The following is an 18,731-nucleotide window of genomic DNA, read 5'->3' as shown; positions in this document are numbered from 1 at the left end:
GCAAAAAAAAGCCCGGAATCGCTTCCGGGCTTTTTGAAGTTAGACACAGCTGACGAATTAGCGGGTCAAATCATCGAAGAATTTTTTGACGCCATCAAAGAAGCTTTTGGAGCGCGGGCTGTTTTTCTCACCCGTTGGGCCGCCAAAGCTCTCCTGAAGCTCTTTCAACAGCTGTTTCTGCTTGTCGTTCAGGCCAACCGGCGTTTCCACGACGACGCGGCACAGAAGGTCGCCCTGCGCACCACCGCGAACGGATTTCACGCCTTTGCCGCGCATGCGGAACAGCTTGCCGGTCTGGGTTTCACCAGGGATTTTCAGATTGACGCGACCATCCAGCGTCGGCACTTCGATTTCACCGCCGAGAGCCGCCATCGCGAAGTTGATCGGCACTTCACAGTACAGGTTATTGCCTTCACGCTCGAAGATGGCGTGCTGCTTCACCTGAACCTGAACGTACAGATCGCCTGCCGGCGCGCCGTGCTCGCCTGCTTCGCCCTCACCCGCCAGACGGATGCGGTCGCCCGTATCAACGCCAGCCGGGATCTTAACGGACAGGGTTTTGGTTTTCTCAACGCGACCGTGGCCGTGACACTTGGTGCACGGATCTTTAATCAGCGTACCGCGACCGTGACAGTGCGGACAGGCCTGCTGTACCGCGAAGAAGCCCTGGCGCATCTGTACCTGGCCGGAGCCATGACAGGTTGGACAGGTCTGTGGCTGGGTACCCGCTTTCGCGCCGCTGCCGTGGCAAACGTCACACTCTTCCAGCGTCGGGATACGGATCTCTTTCGTGACGCCACGAACGGCCTCTTCAAGAGTGAGATCCATGTTGTAGCGCAGGTCTGCGCCGCGCGCTGCGCGCTGACGACCACGACCGCCGCCGAAGATATCGCCGAACACGTCGCCAAAGATGTCGCTGAAATCCGCACCGCCGCCAAAGCCGCCGCCACCGAATCCACCGCCGCCCATGCCGCCCTGTTCAAAGGCCGCGTGGCCGTACTGGTCATAGGCCGCACGTTTTTGTGCATCGGTCAGGACTTCGTAGGCTTCTTTGATCTCTTTAAATTTTGCTTCAGCCTCTTTGTCACCCTGGTTACGGTCCGGGTGGAATTTCATGGCCAGGCGCTTATACGCCTTTTTGATTTCACGCTCTTCCGCAGTTTTCGGAACGCCTAAAATCTCGTAATAGTCTTGCTTTGCCATTGGTTTTTTTAAGCCCCTTAACATGCGAGCACGGGCGTGGAGAATTCTCCTACGCCCGTGCCGATTAATTACCCTGCATCAGGGCGATTATTTTTTGTCTTTAACTTCTTCGAACTCAGCGTCGACAACGTCGTCGTCTTTCGCGTTGTTCGCAGAAGCGTCAGCGCCTGCCTGCTGCTGTGCGTGCTGCTGCTGAGCGATTTCCATCAGCTTCTGGGAAGCCTGTGCCAGCTCCTGCATCTTCGCTTCGATATCCGCTTTGTCTTCGCCTTTCAGAGACGTTTCCAGCGCGGTCAGTGCAGCTTCGATAGCAGTTTTGTCTTCCGCTGGCAGTTTATCGCCCGCTTCTTCAACCTGCTTACGGGTGCTGTGCAGCAGATGGTCACCCTGGTTACGGGTCTGAACCAGCTCTTCGAACTTACGGTCGGATTCCGCGTTAGCTTCGGCATCGCGAACCATTTTTTCGATTTCCGCTTCATTCAGGCCAGAAGATGCCTTGATGGTGATCTTCTGCTCTTTACCGCTGTTTTTGTCTTTCGCAGACACGTGCAGGATACCGTCAGCATCGATGTCGAAGGTAACTTCGATTTGCGGCATGCCGCGCGGTGCCGGGTTAATGCCATCCAGGTTAAACTGACCCAGAGACTTGTTATCAGACGCACGCTTACGCTCACCCTGCAGCACATGGATGGTTACCGCAGACTGGTTGTCTTCAGCGGTAGAGAACACCTGGCTGTGCTTGGTTGGGATGGTGGTGTTTTTGTTGATGAGCGCAGTCATCACACCGCCCATGGTTTCGATACCCAGAGACAGCGGGGTAACGTCCAGCAGCAGTACGTCTTTCACTTCACCGGTCAATACACCACCCTGAACCGCCGCACCGATAGCTACCGCTTCGTCCGGGTTCACGTCTTTACGTGGCTCTTTACCAAAGAATTCAGCCACTTTCTTCTGAACCATTGGCATACGGGTCTGACCACCCACCAGGATAACGTCCTGAATGTCAGATACAGACAGGCCAGCATCCTGCAGTGCAACTTTCAGCGGCTCGATAGAACGGTTCACCAGGTCTTCTACCAGGCTTTCCAGTTTCGCACGGGTCACTTTGATGTTCATGTGTTTAGGACCGGTCGCGTCTGCGGTGATGTACGGCAGGTTCACGTCGGTCTGCTGAGCAGAAGACAGTTCGATCTTCGCTTTCTCAGCGGCTTCTTTCAGGCGCTGCATCGCCAGCGGGTCGTTACGCAGGTCAATGCCCTGATCTTTCTTGAACTCGTCAACGAGGTAGTTGATCAGACGGGTATCGAAGTCTTCACCACCCAGGTGGGTATCACCGTTGGTTGCCAGAACTTCGAAGGTTTTTTCGCCGTCAACTTCGTCGATTTCGATAATAGAGATATCGAAGGTACCACCACCCAGGTCGTAAACCGCGATAGTACGGTTGCCGACTTCTTTATCCAGACCGTAAGCCAGCGCCGCTGCGGTTGGTTCGTTGATGATACGTTTTACTTCCAGACCTGCGATACGGCCAGCATCTTTGGTTGCCTGACGCTGAGCATCGTTGAAGTAGGCAGGTACGGTGATAACAGCTTCAGTTACCGGCTCACCCAGGTAATCTTCAGCGGTTTTCTTCATTTTTTTCAGCACTTCAGCAGAGATCTGCGGTGGTGCCGTTTTGGTGCCTTTCACATCAAGCCACGCATCGCCGTTATCTGCTGCGATGATTTTGTAAGGCATGATAGAAACGTCACGCTGAACTTCTTCGTCCTGGAAGCGGCGGCCAATCAGGCGTTTGATCGCAAACAGGGTGTTTTGCGGGTTTGTCACTGCCTGACGTTTAGCCGGCTGACCAACCAGAGTTTCACCATCCTGGGTATAAGCAATGATAGAAGGCGTGGTGCGATCGCCCTCGGCGTTCTCCAGCACGCGTGCAGTAGTGCCGTCCATAATCGCTACACAAGAGTTGGTAGTACCCAGGTCGATACCAATAATTTTACCCATCTAAACGTCTCCACTAAAAATTCAGTCAACATGTGGTTGTGTACCTGTAATAAGGGCAGAACGTGCTTTTTCAACTGCCCAGATTTGATTTTTTTCAGGTCCACACACTGCGGTTGACTACAAGATGGGGTCGCGACGGCATCCATCAAGGGGCAAGCATAAAAAAAATTTTAATTTCACCCTGATGAGATCATAGACGGCGTCGATGCCGCCCATTATGATGCCGCGCCCCGTCAGGGAGTATTGACGCGGGTTTAACCATTTCACCATTTTAATGATGATTTTTTTGAGGACTTATGGGCAACACTAAGTTGGCTAATCCGGCTCCGCTGGGCCTGATGGGTTTTGGCATGACCACCATTCTGCTGAACCTGCACAACATCGGGATGTTCCCGATGGACGGCGTAATCCTGGCGATGGGCATTTTTTACGGCGGTATCGCGCAAATCTTCGCGGGCCTGCTGGAATATAAGAAAGGCAACACCTTCGGCTTAACCGCCTTCACCTCTTACGGCTCGTTCTGGCTGACCCTGGTCGCCATCCTGCTGATGCCTAAAATGGGCCTGGCAGACGCGGCAAACGCCCACTTCCTGGGCGTCTATCTGGGCCTGTGGGGCGTCTTTACCCTGTTCATGTTCTTCGGCACCCTGAAAGGCAACCGCGCGCTGCAGTTCGTCTTCATGAGCCTGACCGTGCTGTTCGCCCTGCTGGCAATTGGCCACCTGGCGGATAACGAAGGCATCGTTCACGTAGCAGGCTGGATTGGCCTGGTGTGCGGCGCAAGCGCTATCTACCTGGCAATGGGTGAAGTGCTGAACGAACAGTTTGACCGCACCATTTTACCTATTGGTGAAAAACACTGATCCCTCTGTCGTGCCCGCCTCGCGGGCACGATAATCCCCCGCCTGACGAAGCCAAACGCCTAATCCCAGCCCCATCAGCGAGAGCGCGAGTACATACCAGGCAGGCGCCATCGGCGACACCCCCATCATGACCGTGACCACTATCGGCGTCAGCCCGCCGAAAATGGCATACGCGACGTTATAAGAGAACGATATCCCGGTGAAACGCACCTCCGGCGGGAAGGCGCGCACCATGACGTAAGGCACAGCCCCCACGACGCCCACGCACAGTCCGACCACGCCGTACAGCAGGAACAGCTGTTCAGGATGGCTGCCCGCAAGATGGTAAAACGCCCAGCTCGACGCGGCCAGCAGCAGGCTGCCGACAATAAAGGTCAGGCTGGCACCGAAACGATCCGCCGCTAGTCCGGCGGCCAGACAGCCAAAGCAGAGCATGATTGTCGCAATACTGTTTGCCTGTAAGGTCACGGCAGGGGCGAAACCGTACTGTTTCTGCAGCCACACCGGCGACATCAAAATCACCACCACGATGCCCGCCGACAGCAGCCAGGTGAGCAGCATCGACACCACCACCGCTTTTTTATGACGCACCACAACGGCTTTGACCGGCAACTCCTGCGCCAGCGCTTTACGCTGCTGCATTTCGAGGAAAATCGGCGTCTCCTGCAGCCAGCGGCGCAGGTACATTGCCACCAGGCCAAACGCCCCGCCCAGCAGGAACGGAATACGCCAGCCCCAGTCGTGCACGGCCTGCTGCGTCATGCTGGTGTTGACTATCGTCGCCACTACCGACCCCAACAGGATCCCGACGGTCAGCCCCGCCGTTAACGTTCCGCAGGCGATCCCGATGCGGCGGGCAGGAACGTGCTCCGCCACAAACACCCAGGCCCCCGGCACTTCCCCGCCGATGGCCGCGCCCTGAAGAATGCGCATCAGCAGCAGCAATAGCGGGGCGAGAATGCCCATGGAGGCATAGGTGGGCAGCAGCCCGATCGCCAGCGTCGGCACCGCCATCAGCAGGATGCTCAGGGTAAACATCTTCTTACGCCCGACAAGATCGCCAAAGTGGGCCATGACGATGCCGCCCAGCGGACGTGCCAGATACCCGGCAGCAAAGATGCCGAAGGTTTGCACCTGACGCAGCCATTCTGGAATATCCGCCGGGAAGAAGAGCGCCCCCACTACGGCGGCGAAGAAGACAAAGATGATGAAGTCGTAAAACTCCAGCGCGCCACCTAAGGCGGCGAGCGTAAGCGTTTTGTAGTCCTGTCGATTCAGAGGTCGGGTGTTATGTGACATAGCGAACCATTGTGCATGTGTTGTGGATTATTTTTTACAGCAATCGTAAAGAAAAAATTACTATATCGTAAATCCATTTACACGCTACTGCGGCTGGCGCTAATGTCACATTTTAGTAAATTTCAGGAGATTGTCTCGCGGCGTGCGCTTTTAGGACGAAATGCTGCTACCACTTTGTCGTCAGTTTCCACGTACGGCCCGTCAAGCAACTGTATACAATACGGTACACTTGCAAATATGCCGTGCACGATGACGCGACCGTCCTCGGCTTTTAATCCTTCCAGCGTCTCTTTGATCGACTTTGGCTGCCCCGGCAGGTTCAGTATCAGCGCCTGTTTGCGGATCACCCCCACCTGGCGGGAAAGGATTGCAGTCGGGACAAAGTGTAGACTGATCTGGCGCATCTGTTCGCCGAAGCCCGGCATTTCACGATCGGCGATAGCCAGCGTCGCGTCCGGCGTCACATCACGACGCGCGGGGCCGGTTCCACCCGTGGTGAGCACAAGGTGACAGCTCATCTCATCCACCAGCTCGCACAGGGTCTGCTCAATGATCGGCTGTTCGTCGGGGATAAGGCGAGTCTGGATCTCAAACGGGGTGGTCAGCGCGCTTGCCAGCCACTCTTCCAGAGCGGGGATGCCTTTATCCTGGTAAACGCCGCTGGAGGCGCGGTCAGAAATCGACACTAAGCCGATGCGTAAGGTATTCATATTCATTCCATTCAAAAAGTACTGATTAAAGGGAATGATACACGCAGAGGGAAAATTCAGACAGAGGACAGAAGAAGACGCGTGACCGGGAGCCCGGTCACGCAGAATGATTACAGCAGGTCGCCGATCATTTTTTCCAGTTTTTCCTGGTCGATAGCAAACTTACGGATACCGTCCGCCAGTTTGTCTACAGCCATTGGATCCTGGTTGTGCTGCCACAGGAACTCAGATTCGGTGATGCGCTCCGGACGCGCCTTCACTTCGCCGGTGTAAGACAGCTTACGCTCGATAGCACCTTCGCTTTCTGCCAGCTCTTTCAGCAGCGCAGGGGCGATGGTCAGACGGTCACAGCCAGCCAGCTCAATGATTTCGCCCACGTTACGGAAGCTTGCCCCCATAACCACGGTCTCATAGCCATGCTGTTTGTAGTATTCGTAGATTTCAGTCACGGAAATCACGCCTGGATCTTCAGACGCCGCGTACTCTTTCTTGTCGGTGTTGGCTTTGTACCAGTCCAGAATACGGCCCACGAACGGAGAAATCAGGTACACGCCTGCTTCCGCACATGCACGCGCCTGCGCGAAGGAGAACAGCAGGGTCAGGTTACAGTTGATGCCTTCTTTTTCCAGCTGCTCGGCAGCGCGAATGCCCTGCCAGGTCGACGCCAGTTTGATCAGGATACGGTCGTTGCTGATGCCCGCGTCGTTGTACAGTTTGATCAGGCGTTTTGCTTTCGCGATTGACGCTTCGGTGTCGTAGGAGAGACGTGCATCCACTTCGGTAGAGATACGGCCCGGAACCAGCTTCAGGATTTCCAGACCGATGTTCACTGCCAGTTTATCGGTAGCATCCACAACCTGCTGCGCACGGTCATTGCTCTGTGCTTTCGCCCAGGTCACAGCCTCGTCGATCAGTTTGCGATACTCAGGGATCTGTGCGGCGTTAAGGATCAGAGAAGGGTTAGTTGTGGCATCCTGCGGCTGGTACAGCTTCATTGCCGCGATATCTCCGGTGTCAGCTACGACAGTGGTGAACTGACGAAGGGAGGTCAATTTATCCGTCATGATAGTGTTTCTCTTTTAACGTGCCCTGGATAATTCACGCTACCGACAGCATGCCTGCAGCGGAAAAATGACAGGTTTACTTGTTAGGGGGATGTAACCGGTCTGCCCTGATGATAACACGACGGAGGGGTAGCGCAACCGCAGACAGTGCGCTTAGGCAGAGTATGATAAACTCAAAATATTAACAGGCTGCTAAGCAACAGCATGCCCAATCAGTGGTAGCGCTTACATATTCACGTTGGCATCAACAAGAGGGACGTTAATGCCTGATTTCCTTTTCTTTATTAACGAAGTCCTCTGGGGTTCGATAATGATCTACCTGCTTCTGGGAGCAGGTATCTGGTTTACGCTACGCAGTGGGTTTATCCAGTTTCGCTATATTCGCAAGTTTGGCAGAAGTCTGAAAAACAGCGTCACGCCCCAGCCGGGCGGATTAACGTCGTTTCAGGCGCTGTGTACCAGCCTGGCTGCCCGCCTCGGTAGCGGAAACCTGGCGGGCGTTGCGCTGGCCATCAGCGCCGGTGGGCCAGGCGCGGTGTTCTGGATGTGGGTCACGGCGCTTCTCGGAATGGCTACCTCTTTTGCCGAAAGTTCGCTGGCGCAACTCTACAAAGAGAAAGACAGAAACGGGCAGTTTCGCGGCGGTCCGGCCTGGTATATGGCGCGTGGCTTAGGAATGCGCTGGATGGGCGTTCTGTTCTCGCTTTTTTTACTGCTAGCGTACGGTCTTATTTTTAATACCGTGCAGTCAAACTCCGTCGCCCATGCCCTGCGCTATACCTTCTCCTGCCCGGAGTGGATCACCGGCATCGGTTTAGCCCTCTTTGTTTTGCTCACCATTTCTGCCGGCCTGAAAGGCGTTGCCCGCCTGATGCAGTGGCTGGTTCCCATCATGGCGTTGCTTTGGGTTGCCGCGAGCCTGGTCGTCGCTGCGCTGCATGCCGACCAGGTTCCGGGCGTGATTGCGACCATCTTTAAAAGCGCCTTTGGCTGGCGTGAGGTGGCCTCAGGCGCGCTGGGTTACACCCTGAGCCAGGCGCTGATGGCAGGTTTTCAGCGAGGCATGTTCTCCAATGAAGCCGGGATGGGCTCCACTCCCAACGCCGCCGCGGCCGCCTCTTCCTGGCCGCCGCACCCGGCAGCGCAGGGTATCGTGCAGATGATAGGCGTGTTTATGGATACCGTTATTATCTGTTCCGCCAGCGCCATGATCCTCCTGCTGGCCGGTCCTGTCGCGCATGACTCGGATATCGACGGAATACAGCTTCTCCAGCAGGCGCTGGTGAACCTGACCGGCGGCTGGGGTTCGGGATTTGTCTCGCTCATTCTGATGCTGTTCGCCTTCAGTTCGATTGTGGTGAATTACCTGTATGCCGAAAATAACCTTATCTTCCTGAATTACGACTCTCGTCCGGCCATCCTTCTGCTTCGCCTGGGTGTAGTACTGATGGTGATCGCGGGCTCCCTTCTGAATATGCCTCTGGTCTGGCAGCTGGCGGATGTCATTATGGCGCTAATGGCAATCACTAACCTGACGGCGATCCTGCTGCTCTCGCCCGTTGTGAACCTTATTGCCAGGGATTATCTTCGCCAGCGCAAGCTGGGCGTTCCCCCGGTATTTGATGCCGCACGCTATCCCGAAATTCAGTCACAGCTTGCCCCCGGCACCTGGGATGATTTGCCCCGGCGATAACAGCTATCGATCAATTCAGGGCGATTTTTTGTTAAAGTCGTTCTAAATTTCCTGCAAGGACTGGATATGCTGATTCTGATTTCACCTGCAAAAACGCTCGACTACCAGAGCCCGCTCGCCACCGAGCGTTATACCCAGCCAGAACTGCTGGACTATTCGCAACAGCTGATCCGCGAAGCGCGCAAGCTCTCTGCGCCGCAAATCGCCTCGCTGATGAGCATCAGCGACAAGCTGGCAGACCTGAACGCGACCCGGTTCCACGAGTGGCACCCGGATTTCACCCCCGCCAACGCGCGCCAGGCGATCCTGGCGTTTAAGGGTGATGTTTACACCGGCCTGCAGGCGGAAGATTTTAGTGAAGCCGACTTTGATTTTGCCCAGCAGCATCTGCGCATGCTGTCGGGCCTGTATGGCGTACTGCGCCCGCTGGATCTGATGCAGCCATATCGTCTGGAGATGGGGATTCGCCTGGAAAACGCCAAAGGCAAAGACCTTTACCATTTCTGGGGCGACATCATCACCGACAAGCTGAACGCGGCGCTGCATGCTCAGGGTGATAACGTGGTGGTTAACCTGGCATCCGATGAGTACTACAAGTCGGTGAAGCCGAAAAAGCTGAACGCGGAGATCGTTAAGCCGGTCTTCCTTGATGAGAAGAACGGCAAGTTCAAGGTCATCAGCTTCTATGCGAAAAAAGCGCGTGGCCTGATGAGCCGCTACATCATTCAGAACCGCCTGACGAAGCCGGAGCAGTTAATGGGATTCAACACCGACGGCTATTTCTTTGACGAGGCGTCGTCAGGGAAAGGTGAGCTGGTATTTAAGCGCCACGAGCAGTAAAACTAAACCCCGCCATCTGGCGGGGTTTTGCGTTAATGGTGCTTCCAGTCCGGGCCCGGACGGTGGTCGTCGTGATGATGGTCGTGTCGGTCATCACGATCGCGATGCTCGTCATGCGGACGCCAATGGTTATCGCGCCAGTCATAATGCGCCTTCCACCAGTCGTGGTCGCGCCAGCGGCCGCCATCCCAGTAATGCCCGCTATTGTCCCGATCGCCAATCTGCAGTTTTACCGCAGGTACGAGAGTAATTTCAGATGCCTGTACCGCCATGGGGGCGACCAGCACCAGAGAAAGCGCAATGAGTGCAGGTTTTAGTGTAGACACAGGTGACTCCTTATTCTTCTTGCCCAACGTGGGCCGATGTAAGGAGAGTACGCGAGGGGAACGGTGGATGTTATTCTCTGCAATCCTAAACGCTAAGTGACCGCATTTATTGGGAATTTCTGCTTTTTTCCTGCAATTTTTCTCCTTAATTTCTTCATAAAAAAGCCGGGTGGCGCTGCGCTTACCCGGCCTACGGTCATCTCGTCGTTGTAGGCCCGGTAAGGCGTAGCCGCCACCGGGCAACACAATCACGCGCGCGTCATCATCAGATTCCGCAGTGCCGCGAAATCCGCCGGCAGCTCATGAGACAGCAGCGGCAGGTCGGCGCGCTCGGCCAGCTCTTTTGGCAGCGGCAGCGTTTCGCCCAGAATATCTTCCACGCTCTCTTTGAACTTCGCCGGATGCGCGGTGCCCAGGAACAGGCCATATTCACCCGGGTTAAGCTGGTCGCGCAGCGCGCGGTAAGCAATTGCCGCGTGCGGCTCAGAGGTGTAGCCCACCGCTTTCAGCTCGCGCATGGTGGCTTTGGTGGTTTCGTCCGTCACCGCAGCGTAGCCCAGGTCACCCAGACGCCACACCTTGCGGCGGAACAGCTCTTCCACGCGCGGCCAGTTGTTCGGCTGCGACACGTCCATGGCATTGGAGAGCGTCGCCTGCGTAGCGTTAGGCGCCCATTTGCCGTCTTTCAGGAAGCGTGGCACGGTATCGTTGGCGTTGGTGGCAGCGATAAAGCGTTTCACCGGCAGACCGAGAGATTTCGCCAGCAGCCCCGCCGTCAGGTCGCCGAAGTTGCCGCTTGGTACGGAAACTACCAGCTGATTGCGCGCTTCCTGCGGCAGCTGAGCCACCGCTTCGAAGTAGTAGCAGATCTGCGCCAGCAGGCGGCTGATGTTGATGGAGTTCGCCGAGTTCAGCCCCAGCGCGGCCTTCAGCTCTTCATCATCGAACGCTTGCTTGACCAGCGCCTGGCAGGCATCGAAATCGCCGTCGATCGCCACGGTTTCAATGTTGCCGCCGAGGGTGCAGAACAGTTTTTCCTGCAACGGGCTGATCTTGCCTTTCGGATAGAGGATCACCACGCGGACGTTTTTCAGGCCGTAGAACGCGTGTGCCACCGCCGCACCGGTATCACCGGAGGTGGCGGTCAGGATGGTCACCGGCTTGTCGCCGCTGATGTGGGTCAGCATCTGCGCCATAAAGCGGCCGCCGAAGTCTTTAAACGCCAGGGTCGGGCCGTGGAACAGCTCCAGACAACCGACGTCAGGCTCCACCTGCTTAACCGGAGCCGGGAAAGCAAACGCCGCACGCACGCGCTCTTCCAGCAGCTCCTGCGGGATTTCATCGCCAATAAACGCAGACAGAATTTTGGTGCTGCGGGTGACAAAGTCCAGCTTCAGCAGCTCATCGATTTCGGTCAGCTGAAATTCCGGCAGGTCGTGCGGGAAAAACAGCCCCTGATTTTTGCCCAGCCCCTGAGTCACCGCCTGCGCGAAGCTGACCTGCTCGTTATGATCTTTAAGGTTGTAGAGTTTCATTCGTTATCCCAGTACTCGTGCGCCAGCCGTGTCCAGACGGCAAATATGAACAAAGCCTTCCTGATTTTGCAGGTAGTGTTTTGAGAGCCAGTCCGCCACGCGCTGCGCGGTGTCTGGCTTATCGCACAGGGCGAACAGCGTCGGGCCGGAGCCGGAGATGCCGCACGCCTGCGCGCCGATATCCATTGAAGCCTGTCGCGCCTCGTTAAAGCCAGGAAGCAGCTTCGTACGGTACGGCTCGGCAATGACGTCTTTCATCAGCTTCGCCGCCAGCTGCGGCTGACGGGTGTAGCAGGCGTGGATAAAGCCCGCCAGATGACGCCCGTGGGCGATACAGTCCTGGCGACGATACTGCGCAGGCAGGATCGCACGCGCTTCCGCGGTAGAGACCTTGATGCCCGGATACGCCAGCACCCACAGCCACTCATCAAACCCTGGCACCTGCTGGCTGATGATGCCATTTTCTTCAATCATCAGCTGCATGCCGCCGAGGAAGCACGGCGCCACGTTATCGTAATGAATACTGCCGGAGATGCGCCCTTCCAGCTCGCCCATCAGCGCCAGCAGACGGCTATTGTTCAGCGGCTTGCCGCAGTGCTCGTTCATCGCCACCAGCGCGGCGACAACCGAGCAGGCGCTGGAGCCCAGGCCCGAACCAATCGGCATGCTTTTTTCCAGCGTCATGGCGACCGGCACGTTTTTGCCAATCTCCTGACAGAAGCGCTCCCAGCACTGATAAACGATATTCTCGCGTGGTTCAGGCGGCAGCTTACTGGCGAAACGGCCGACGTTATTCAGGCTGAAGCTTTCTGCCGCCTCAACCGTTACCGTATCGCCCAGCAGCGAACCATCCACCGGCGTCACCGCCGCACCCAGCACGTCAAATCCGACGCTCATATTGGCGCTGGAAGCCGGGGCATATACTTTAACCATCTTAAACTCCTAACTTCCATGACAGGGTACGCAGCAGGTCGGCAAACACGCCCGCCGCCGTCACATCATTCCCTGCGCCATAGCCGCGAAGCACCAGCGGCAATGGCTGATAATAGTGGCTGTAAAACGCGAGGGCGTTTTCGCCGTTTTTGACTTTATAAAGCGGGTCGTTACCATCCACTTCGGCAATCTTCACCCGGCATACGCCGTCCTCTTCAATGTTGCCAACATAGCGCAATACCTTACCTTCATCACGGGCTTTCGCAACGCGTGCGGCAAAGGCATCGTCAAGCTGAGGTAAATTCGCCATAAAGGTGCTGACATCGCCGCTGGTGTCAAACTCAGCTGGCAGCACCGGTTCAATCACGATATCCGAAAGCTCCAGCTCGCGGCCCGTTTCGCGCACCAGGATCAGCAGCTTGCGCGCCACGTCCATCCCGGAGAGATCGTCGCGCGGATCTGGCTCGGTGTATCCCAGCTCGCGCGCGGCACGGGTGGCTTCCGACAGGCTCATCCCTTCATCCAGCTTGCCGAAGATAAACGACAGGGAGCCGGAGAGGATGCCGGAGAAACGCTGCAATTCGTCGCCCGCGTTCAGCAGGTTTTGCAGGTTCTCGATGACCGGCAGGCCGGCGCCGACGTTGGTGTCGTACAGGAACTTGCGGCGCGACTTGCTCGCCGCCAGGCGCAGCTGGTGATAGTAATCCATCGACGAGGTGTTGGCCTTTTTGTTCGGCGTCACCACGTGGAAGCCTTCGCGCAGGAAGTCGGCGTACTGGTCGGCCACCGCCTGGTTCGAGGTACAGTCAACGATAACCGGGTTAAGCAGGTGATACTCTTTCACCAGACGGATCAGGCGCCCCAGGTTGAACGGCTCTTTCGCCTCTTCCAGCTCCGCCTGCCAGTTCTCCAGGTTCAGACCGTGAACGTCAGTAAGCAGCGCTTTCGAGTTCGCAATTCCGCAGACGCGCAGATCGATGTGCTTTTTCTTGAGCCACTCCTGTTGGCGCTTCACCTGCTCCAGCAGCGCACCGCCGACGCCACCCACGCCAATCAGGAATAGCTCGATAACCTGATCGGTGTTGAACAGCATCTGGTGAACCACGCGTACGCCGGTGGTGGCGTCATCGTTATCCACCACCACGGAGATTGAACGCTCGGACGAGCCCTGGGCAATCGCCACGATGTTGATATTGGCCCGCGCCAGCGCGGCAAAGAATTTGGCGGAGATACCGCGCAGCGTGCGCATACCGTCGCCAACCACGGAAATCACCGCCAGGCGTTCCTGAATGGAGAGCGGCTCCAGCAGTTCCTCTTTCAACTCCAGATAGAACTCTTCTTCCAGCGCGCGGCGGGCGCGCAGACAGTCGACCTGAGGCACGCAGAAGCTGATGCTGTATTCGGAAGAGGACTGGGTGATCAGCACCACCGAGATACCGTTGCGTGACATGGCCGCAAAAACGCGCGCCGCCATGCCGACCATCCCCTTCATCCCCGGACCGGAGACGCTGAACATTGCCATATTATTCAGGTTGGAAATGCCTTTCACCGGCAGACCATCTTCATCGCTGCTGGCACCAATCAACGTGCCTGGCGCCTGCGGGTTACCGGTGTTTTTAATCAGGCATGGGATCTGGAACTGGGCAATAGGGGAGATGGTACGCGGGTGAAGCACTTTGGCGCCGAAGTAGGAAAGCTCCATCGCTTCCTGGTAGGACATCGACTTCAGCAGCCTGGCGTCCGGCACCTGGCGCGGATCGCAGGTATAGACGCCGTCGACGTCAGTCCAGATCTCACAGCAGTCTGCGCGTAAACAGGCGGCCAGCACGGCGGCGGAGTAGTCGGATCCGTTACGGCCCAGCACTACCAGCTCGCCCTTCTCATTTCCTGCGGTAAAGCCCGCCATCAGGATCATATGGTCAGAGGGGATTTTGCTCGCGGCAATACGGCGGGTTGATTCGGCAATATCAACGGTAGATTCGAGGTAGTGGCCCGCTGCCAGCAATTTCTCAACCGGATTGATCACGGTAACGTTGTGGCCGCGCGCTTCCAGCACGCCCGCCATGATGGCGATGGAGAGTTTTTCGCCCCGGCAGATCAGCGCCGCGTTGACGCTGTCCGGGCACTGGCCCAGCAGGCTGATGCCATGCAGCACATGCTTGATCTGAGTAAACTCCTGCTCAACGAAGGACTTTAGCTGCGCGAGCGGGAAACCAGGCTGTGCCTCTGCCAGCCCCTGCAGCAGCTCGGCGAAGATACGCTCGGCATCGCTGATGTTCGGGAGTGCATCCTGGCCACCGATGGTCTTTTCAATCATCGCCACCAGATGGTTTGTGATTTTTGCCGGGGCAGAGAGCACGGTCGCAACCTGCCCCTGCCTGGCGTTGCTCTCCAGGATATCGGCAACACGCAGAAAACGTTCTGCATTTGCCACTGATGTACCGCCGAACTTCAACACTCGCATGGTTCTACCTCGTTTCCTTTAGCCGAAAAAAAAGCCCGCACTGTTCAGGTGCGGGCTTTTTTCTGTTTTTCCTGTACGCGTCAGCCCGCATCGTTACCTGTGGTAATGATGATGGTTGTGGTAATGGTGGTGATGCTGATGCGTTTCATGGATGTTGTGTACTCTGTCATTATTATCTGTCTGTGCTGTATTCTTTTAGGGTTAAAGGATCGGGCACCTTAAGTCAATGAATTTTTAATTTGATCACATTTCCGCGGACGTTCACGTCACGCTGCGTGACGTTTTATTTTCATCCGAATCCCCCAGCCGCAACCCTCCACGACAGACCATTTCGCCATAGTAAAAACTTATGACAGCATTTTACTCGGCCAATTTTTTTTCAATATCGTGCAGCAAACGGTGCAACATGGCGGTGTCCCGCTGTTCAAGACGTCCAAGGCGCTGCTGTAGCCAGTCGGCCATTTTTTGATCGTCCGCAACGCCAAGGCTCGATAAAAGACGCTCTACGCGAGCACGAAGCGCGGCCAGCTGATTTTCATTGGCGGCTTCTGTCTGGGATTGAGGGATTTGCATTAGGGAAGCTAATTGATAGCAATAGACCATTACCGCCTGGCCTAAATTCAGGGAAGGATAATCGGCTACCATCGGCGCACCGGTGAGAACGTCCGCCAGCTCAAGCTCTTCGTTGGTGAGCCCGGAATCTTCACGACCAAATACCAGCGCGGCTTTCTCAAGCCACTGGCTTTTCTCTTCCAGCATGGGCACCAGTTCAGCAGGCGTGGCGTAGTAGTGGAACTTCGCCCGGCTGCGTGCTGTGGTGGCAACGGTAAATGAAATGTCATGCAGCGCGTCGGCAAGCGTAGCGTAAGTCGTTATATTATCGAGAATATCCCCCGAACCGTGCGCCACCCAGCGGGCGGCAGGCTCCAGGTGCGCAGTGCTGTCCACAATACGTAAATCGGTAAAACCCATGGTCTTCATGGCACGCGCCGCAGCGCCTATATTTTCGGCCCTGGCTGGAGCGACCAGTACAATCGACAGATGCATTTATGCTCTCTTTTTAATCAGTTAGCGGAGAAAAGTGTGATGCACTTCAACATATTACGCAGCACGAATTTACAAATTTGCAACACAAATCACCGAAATAGCGTTTCATAACAAATTAAAGACGCTAAACTATTTTGTGTCTGAACAATCAGTTAGAATGTTAACAGAAGCCTATTATCCCTATGTTTTATAATGATAATGGCAACGTGAATACCCTGTTCTGATTGGATTCGCTTTGTTTATAAATCAATCTCCGCAACTAGTTGGTTTATTGAAAAATTGTGATAAAGGCTAGCATTCGGCTACGATGATTTCATCAAACTGTTAACGTGCTACAATTGAACTTGATATATGTCAACGAAGCGTAGTTTTATTGGGTGTCTGGTGTCACTTAGCCTGTTATGTTGCTGTTAAAATGGTTAGGATGACAGCCGTTTTTGACACTGTCGGGTCCAAAGGGAAAGTACCCAAGACCAAGCTAATGATGTTGTTGACGTTGATGGAAAGTGCATCAAGAACGCAATTACGTACTTTAGTCACGTTAAGCCGATCATGTTAATTTGCGACATGTATCAGGCAGGTCAGGGACTTTTGTACTTCCTGTTTCGATTTAGTTGGCAATTTAGGTAGCAAACATGCAGACCCCGCACATTCTTATCGTTGAAGACGAGTTGGTAACACGCAACACGTTAAAGAGCATTTTCGAAGCAGAAGGCTACGATGTCTTTGAAGCGACCGATGGCGCAGAGATGCATCAGATCCTTTCTGAAAATGATATCAACCTGGTGATCATGGATATCAACCTGCCGGGCAAAAACGGTCTTCTGCTGGCGCGCGAACTGCGTGAACAGGCGAACGTCGCGTTAATGTTCCTGACGGGCCGTGATAACGAAGTTGATAAAATTCTTGGCCTGGAGATCGGTGCGGATGACTACATCACCAAACCGTTCAACCCTCGCGAGTTAACCATTCGTGCACGCAACCTGCTGTCCCGCACCATGAACCTGGGCACGGTCAGCGAAGAGCGTCGTAGCGTCGACAGCTACAAATTCAACGGCTGGGAACTTGATATCAATAGCCGTTCGCTGATTAGCCCGAACGGTGAGCAGTATAAGCTGCCGCGCAGCGAATTCCGCGCGATGCTGCACTTCTGCGAAAATCCGGGCAAAATTCAGTCCCGTGCAGAACTGCTGAAGAAAATGACCGGTCGTGAGCTGAAGCCTCATGACCGTACCGTAGACGTGACCATCCGTCGTATTCGTAAGCATTTCGAATCGACGCCTGATACGCCGGAAATCATCGCCACCATCCACGGCGAAGGGTACCGTTTCTGCGGTGATCTGCAGGAATAATCCCGCAGTTAACGCATGAAAAACGGCGCATTTGCGCCGTTTTTTTTATTTCCAGATCCGCATTGTGTCGTTATCAGGCTCTGCGGGCGGCGCAGGTCGCTTCGGCTGTGAAAGCGAATACCAGTCGAAATGACGAGTCAGGTACATGACGGCGAACAGCGCCAGCGCGAGAACCGCAGACCCCAACAGCAGTGCACTATCCTCCGAGCGCAGCAGGAACCACATCACCACGTCCAGCCCCAGCAAGGCCAGCACAAACAGTCCGCTGCGCTTCCAGCTTTTCAGCACGGCCTGCAGGTACATTCCGTTCATTGCCGCACCAACCAAACTTGCAACTATCCAGGCTGGCGTAAACCCGACATGTTCTGATAGCGCCAACAGCACCAGATAGAACAGCACCAGCGACAGCCCCACCAGCAGATACTGCATCGGATGCAGGCGCAGCCCGGTTAAGGTCTCGAAAACAAAGAAGGCCATAAACGTCAGCGCAATCAGCAAAATGGCGTACTTGATCGCCCGATCAGTCAGTTGATACTGATCGGCGGGCGTGGCTACCGTAACGCTGAAGGCGGGGATTGACTCCCATGACGGCGACTCGCTTCCGTTGAACCAGCTCTCAAGATTGTTCGCAAACCAGCTGCTCTGCCAGTTCGCCTGAAAACCGGCGTCACCAATTTTATGCTTCACCGGCAGATAATTACCCATAAAGCCAGGATGCGGCCAGTTGCTGTTCAGCGCCATTTCACTGCTACGTCCTACAGGTACCACGGCAAAACTTCCTGTTCCCGTCAGATTCAGCGAAATATCCATAGCAAACGTTTTTAATTCCAGCGCTTTGTCAGTCAGCGGGATATGGATACCGGGAAGCGCGCCATACACGCCTGTACCCGGCTCCACACTTAGCGTCTCGCCGTTGATACTGGAGACTTTCACCGTGCCAATGCCTCGAGCATCGCCCACGCCAACAACGATAAACGGCTGCCCCAGGGTCATCGACTCCCCTTTCAGCTGCGTCATTTTTTCCGTGTTGAATCGGGCTTTTATGTTGAGGTCGGTATTCCAGATCTGTCCGTCATAGATGCCGATATTTCGCGACTCAACGCGCTGGTTACCCTCAACGCGCAGAGACTCCGGCAGGATAAAATGCATATAGCTTTTCTTGTACTCGACTTTTTTCTCATCCTCTAACTTGTAAAAAACCTCGGTTACCGGGATCGCAATCAGCGGGCCGACCAATTTTTGCGGCCCGCTGGTGCTCTGGCGAAGCGTATTTTCGACATCGTTGCGGTAGCTTTCACGCTCTGAAATGAGGTTACTCACCATAAACAGTGGGACTAACAACAGCAGGATGCACCCCAGCAGGGTGCTTACTTTCCAGAACAGGGGGGATTTCATCATTAC

Annotated in this window: 17 protein-coding genes and 1 other annotated feature; of the genes, 4 read left to right on the top strand and 13 right to left on the bottom strand. The window is 55.4% G+C overall.

The genetic code is table 11. The annotated features are described in order from the left end of the window. Positions 1 to 57: 57 nt before the first annotated feature. Together dnaJ and dnaK are read right to left on the bottom strand one after the other, a co-directional pair. Positions 58 to 1,203, bottom strand: a complete 1,146-nt coding sequence (dnaJ, locus tag ACMGGH_RS08870) for a molecular chaperone DnaJ (protein ID WP_008502040.1) — start codon at positions 1,201 to 1,203, stop codon at positions 58 to 60. Between the two features lie 87 nt (positions 1,204 to 1,290). Continuing rightward, on the bottom strand, positions 1,291 to 3,204 hold the full coding sequence (gene dnaK / locus ACMGGH_RS08865; protein WP_028015465.1) for a molecular chaperone DnaK: 1,914 nt from the start codon (positions 3,202 to 3,204) through the stop codon (positions 1,291 to 1,293). A 296-nt stretch (positions 3,205 to 3,500) separates the two neighbouring features. Here dnaK and satP point away from each other — a divergent pair, with 296 nt between their 5' ends. After that, the gene (gene satP / locus ACMGGH_RS08860; protein WP_192971595.1) at positions 3,501 to 4,067 is read left to right on the top strand and encodes an acetate uptake transporter; all 567 of its coding nucleotides are present in this window, start codon (positions 3,501 to 3,503) and stop codon (positions 4,065 to 4,067) included. On the opposite strand, the gene ACMGGH_RS08855 is transcribed toward satP, so the two are convergent. From ACMGGH_RS08855 to tal, 3 genes are all read right to left on the bottom strand, one after another. After that, positions 4,044 to 5,366, bottom strand: a complete 1,323-nt coding sequence (locus tag ACMGGH_RS08855; RefSeq protein ID WP_232948634.1) for an MFS transporter — start codon at positions 5,364 to 5,366, stop codon at positions 4,044 to 4,046. The two genes, satP and ACMGGH_RS08855, sit on opposite strands and share 24 nt — an antisense overlap. Positions 5,367 to 5,488: 122 nt before the next feature. Then, entirely contained in the window at positions 5,489 to 6,076 is a 588-nt protein-coding gene (gene mog / locus ACMGGH_RS08850) for a molybdopterin adenylyltransferase (RefSeq protein WP_028015462.1), read from the bottom strand. A gap of 110 nt (positions 6,077 to 6,186) precedes the next feature. Then, positions 6,187 to 7,140, bottom strand: coding sequence for a transaldolase (gene tal, locus ACMGGH_RS08845; RefSeq protein ID WP_003856481.1), 954 nt, complete (start codon positions 7,138 to 7,140; stop codon positions 6,187 to 6,189). 262 nt (positions 7,141 to 7,402) lie between these two features. Here tal and ACMGGH_RS08840 point away from each other — a divergent pair, with 262 nt between their 5' ends. Both ACMGGH_RS08840 and yaaA read left to right on the top strand, forming a co-directional pair. Further along, on the top strand, positions 7,403 to 8,833 hold the full coding sequence (locus tag ACMGGH_RS08840; protein WP_232948635.1) for an alanine/glycine:cation symporter family protein: 1,431 nt from the start codon (positions 7,403 to 7,405) through the stop codon (positions 8,831 to 8,833). A gap of 66 nt (positions 8,834 to 8,899) precedes the next feature. Next, positions 8,900 to 9,673, top strand: a complete 774-nt coding sequence (yaaA, locus tag ACMGGH_RS08835) for a peroxide stress protein YaaA (protein WP_045259426.1) — start codon at positions 8,900 to 8,902, stop codon at positions 9,671 to 9,673. A 32-nt stretch (positions 9,674 to 9,705) separates the two neighbouring features. On the opposite strand, the gene ACMGGH_RS08830 is transcribed toward yaaA, so the two are convergent. The 7 genes from ACMGGH_RS08830 to yjjY form a co-directional block, all read right to left on the bottom strand. After that, positions 9,706 to 9,999 carry a DUF2502 domain-containing protein gene (locus ACMGGH_RS08830; protein WP_028015459.1) on the bottom strand — a complete coding sequence of 98 codons (294 nt, stop codon included), beginning with the start codon at positions 9,997 to 9,999 and terminating at the stop codon, positions 9,706 to 9,708. Positions 10,000 to 10,247: 248 nt separating this feature from the next. Then, positions 10,248 to 11,534 (bottom strand): threonine synthase, encoded by a 1,287-nt coding sequence (gene thrC, locus ACMGGH_RS08825; RefSeq protein ID WP_045259424.1) that lies wholly within the window; start codon positions 11,532 to 11,534, stop codon positions 10,248 to 10,250. Between the two features lie 3 nt (positions 11,535 to 11,537). Further along, entirely contained in the window at positions 11,538 to 12,467 is a 930-nt protein-coding gene (gene thrB / locus ACMGGH_RS08820) for a homoserine kinase (RefSeq protein WP_041911275.1), read from the bottom strand. A gap of 1 nt (position 12,468) precedes the next feature. Next, positions 12,469 to 14,931, bottom strand: coding sequence for a bifunctional aspartate kinase/homoserine dehydrogenase I (gene thrA, locus ACMGGH_RS08815; protein ID WP_420299111.1), 2,463 nt, complete (start codon positions 14,929 to 14,931; stop codon positions 12,469 to 12,471). Between the two features lie 24 nt (positions 14,932 to 14,955). Further along, positions 14,956 to 15,073, bottom strand: a sequence feature (Thr leader region). Next, the gene (thrL, locus tag ACMGGH_RS08810; RefSeq protein WP_015572623.1) at positions 15,012 to 15,080 is read right to left on the bottom strand and encodes a thr operon leader peptide; all 69 of its coding nucleotides are present in this window, start codon (positions 15,078 to 15,080) and stop codon (positions 15,012 to 15,014) included. Its footprint overlaps the feature before it by 62 nt. Before the next feature lie 211 nt (positions 15,081 to 15,291). Continuing rightward, complete coding sequence (locus ACMGGH_RS08805) at positions 15,292 to 15,978, bottom strand: tRNA/rRNA methyltransferase (protein ID WP_059355609.1); 687 nt, start codon at positions 15,976 to 15,978, stop codon at positions 15,292 to 15,294. A 399-nt stretch (positions 15,979 to 16,377) separates the two neighbouring features. Then, on the bottom strand, positions 16,378 to 16,518 hold the full coding sequence (yjjY, locus tag ACMGGH_RS08800; protein ID WP_085928893.1) for a protein YjjY: 141 nt from the start codon (positions 16,516 to 16,518) through the stop codon (positions 16,378 to 16,380). A gap of 95 nt (positions 16,519 to 16,613) precedes the next feature. On the opposite strand from yjjY, the gene arcA reads away from it, so the two are divergent. Continuing rightward, positions 16,614 to 17,330 carry a two-component system response regulator ArcA gene (gene arcA, locus ACMGGH_RS08795; RefSeq protein WP_003856501.1) on the top strand — a complete coding sequence of 239 codons (717 nt, stop codon included), beginning with the start codon at positions 16,614 to 16,616 and terminating at the stop codon, positions 17,328 to 17,330. Positions 17,331 to 17,375: 45 nt separating this feature from the next. On the opposite strand, the gene creD is transcribed toward arcA, so the two are convergent. Beyond that, on the bottom strand, positions 17,376 to 18,728 hold the full coding sequence (creD, locus tag ACMGGH_RS08790; protein WP_028015453.1) for a cell envelope integrity protein CreD: 1,353 nt from the start codon (positions 18,726 to 18,728) through the stop codon (positions 17,376 to 17,378). Positions 18,729 to 18,731 lie beyond the last annotated feature (3 nt).

The organism is Enterobacter sp. BNK-16 (assembly GCF_048684955.1).
Lineage (GTDB): Bacteria > Pseudomonadota > Gammaproteobacteria > Enterobacterales > Enterobacteriaceae > Enterobacter > Enterobacter bugandensis.
Note: the sequence above shows the minus strand (reverse complement) of the source record. Positions and strands in the feature narration are given on the sequence as shown.

What these genes read in the sequence shown, in the direction of transcription:
- dnaJ (WP_008502040.1), bottom strand. Translation starts at nt 1,203, where the DNA reads ATGGCAAAGCAAGACTATTACGAGATTTTAGGCGTTCCGAAAACTGCG.
- dnaK (WP_028015465.1), bottom strand. Translation starts at nt 3,204, where the DNA reads ATGGGTAAAATTATTGGTATCGACCTGGGTACTACCAACTCTTGTGTA.
- satP (WP_192971595.1), top strand. Translation starts at nt 3,501, where the DNA reads ATGGGCAACACTAAGTTGGCTAATCCGGCTCCGCTGGGCCTGATGGGT.
- ACMGGH_RS08855 (WP_232948634.1), bottom strand. Translation starts at nt 5,366, where the DNA reads ATGTCACATAACACCCGACCTCTGAATCGACAGGACTACAAAACGCTT.
- mog (WP_028015462.1), bottom strand. Translation starts at nt 6,076, where the DNA reads ATGAATACCTTACGCATCGGCTTAGTGTCGATTTCTGACCGCGCCTCC.
- tal (WP_003856481.1), bottom strand. Translation starts at nt 7,140, where the DNA reads ATGACGGATAAATTGACCTCCCTTCGTCAGTTCACCACTGTCGTAGCT.
- ACMGGH_RS08840 (WP_232948635.1), top strand. Translation starts at nt 7,403, where the DNA reads ATGCCTGATTTCCTTTTCTTTATTAACGAAGTCCTCTGGGGTTCGATA.
- yaaA (WP_045259426.1), top strand. Translation starts at nt 8,900, where the DNA reads ATGCTGATTCTGATTTCACCTGCAAAAACGCTCGACTACCAGAGCCCG.
- thrC (WP_045259424.1), bottom strand. Translation starts at nt 11,534, where the DNA reads ATGAAACTCTACAACCTTAAAGATCATAACGAGCAGGTCAGCTTCGCG.
- thrB (WP_041911275.1), bottom strand. Translation starts at nt 12,467, where the DNA reads ATGGTTAAAGTATATGCCCCGGCTTCCAGCGCCAATATGAGCGTCGGA.
- thrA (WP_420299111.1), bottom strand. Translation starts at nt 14,931, where the DNA reads ATGCGAGTGTTGAAGTTCGGCGGTACATCAGTGGCAAATGCAGAACGT.
- ACMGGH_RS08805 (WP_059355609.1), bottom strand. Translation starts at nt 15,978, where the DNA reads ATGCATCTGTCGATTGTACTGGTCGCTCCAGCCAGGGCCGAAAATATA.
- arcA (WP_003856501.1), top strand. Translation starts at nt 16,614, where the DNA reads ATGCAGACCCCGCACATTCTTATCGTTGAAGACGAGTTGGTAACACGC.
- creD (WP_028015453.1), bottom strand. Translation starts at nt 18,728, where the DNA reads ATGATGAAATCCCCCCTGTTCTGGAAAGTAAGCACCCTGCTGGGGTGC.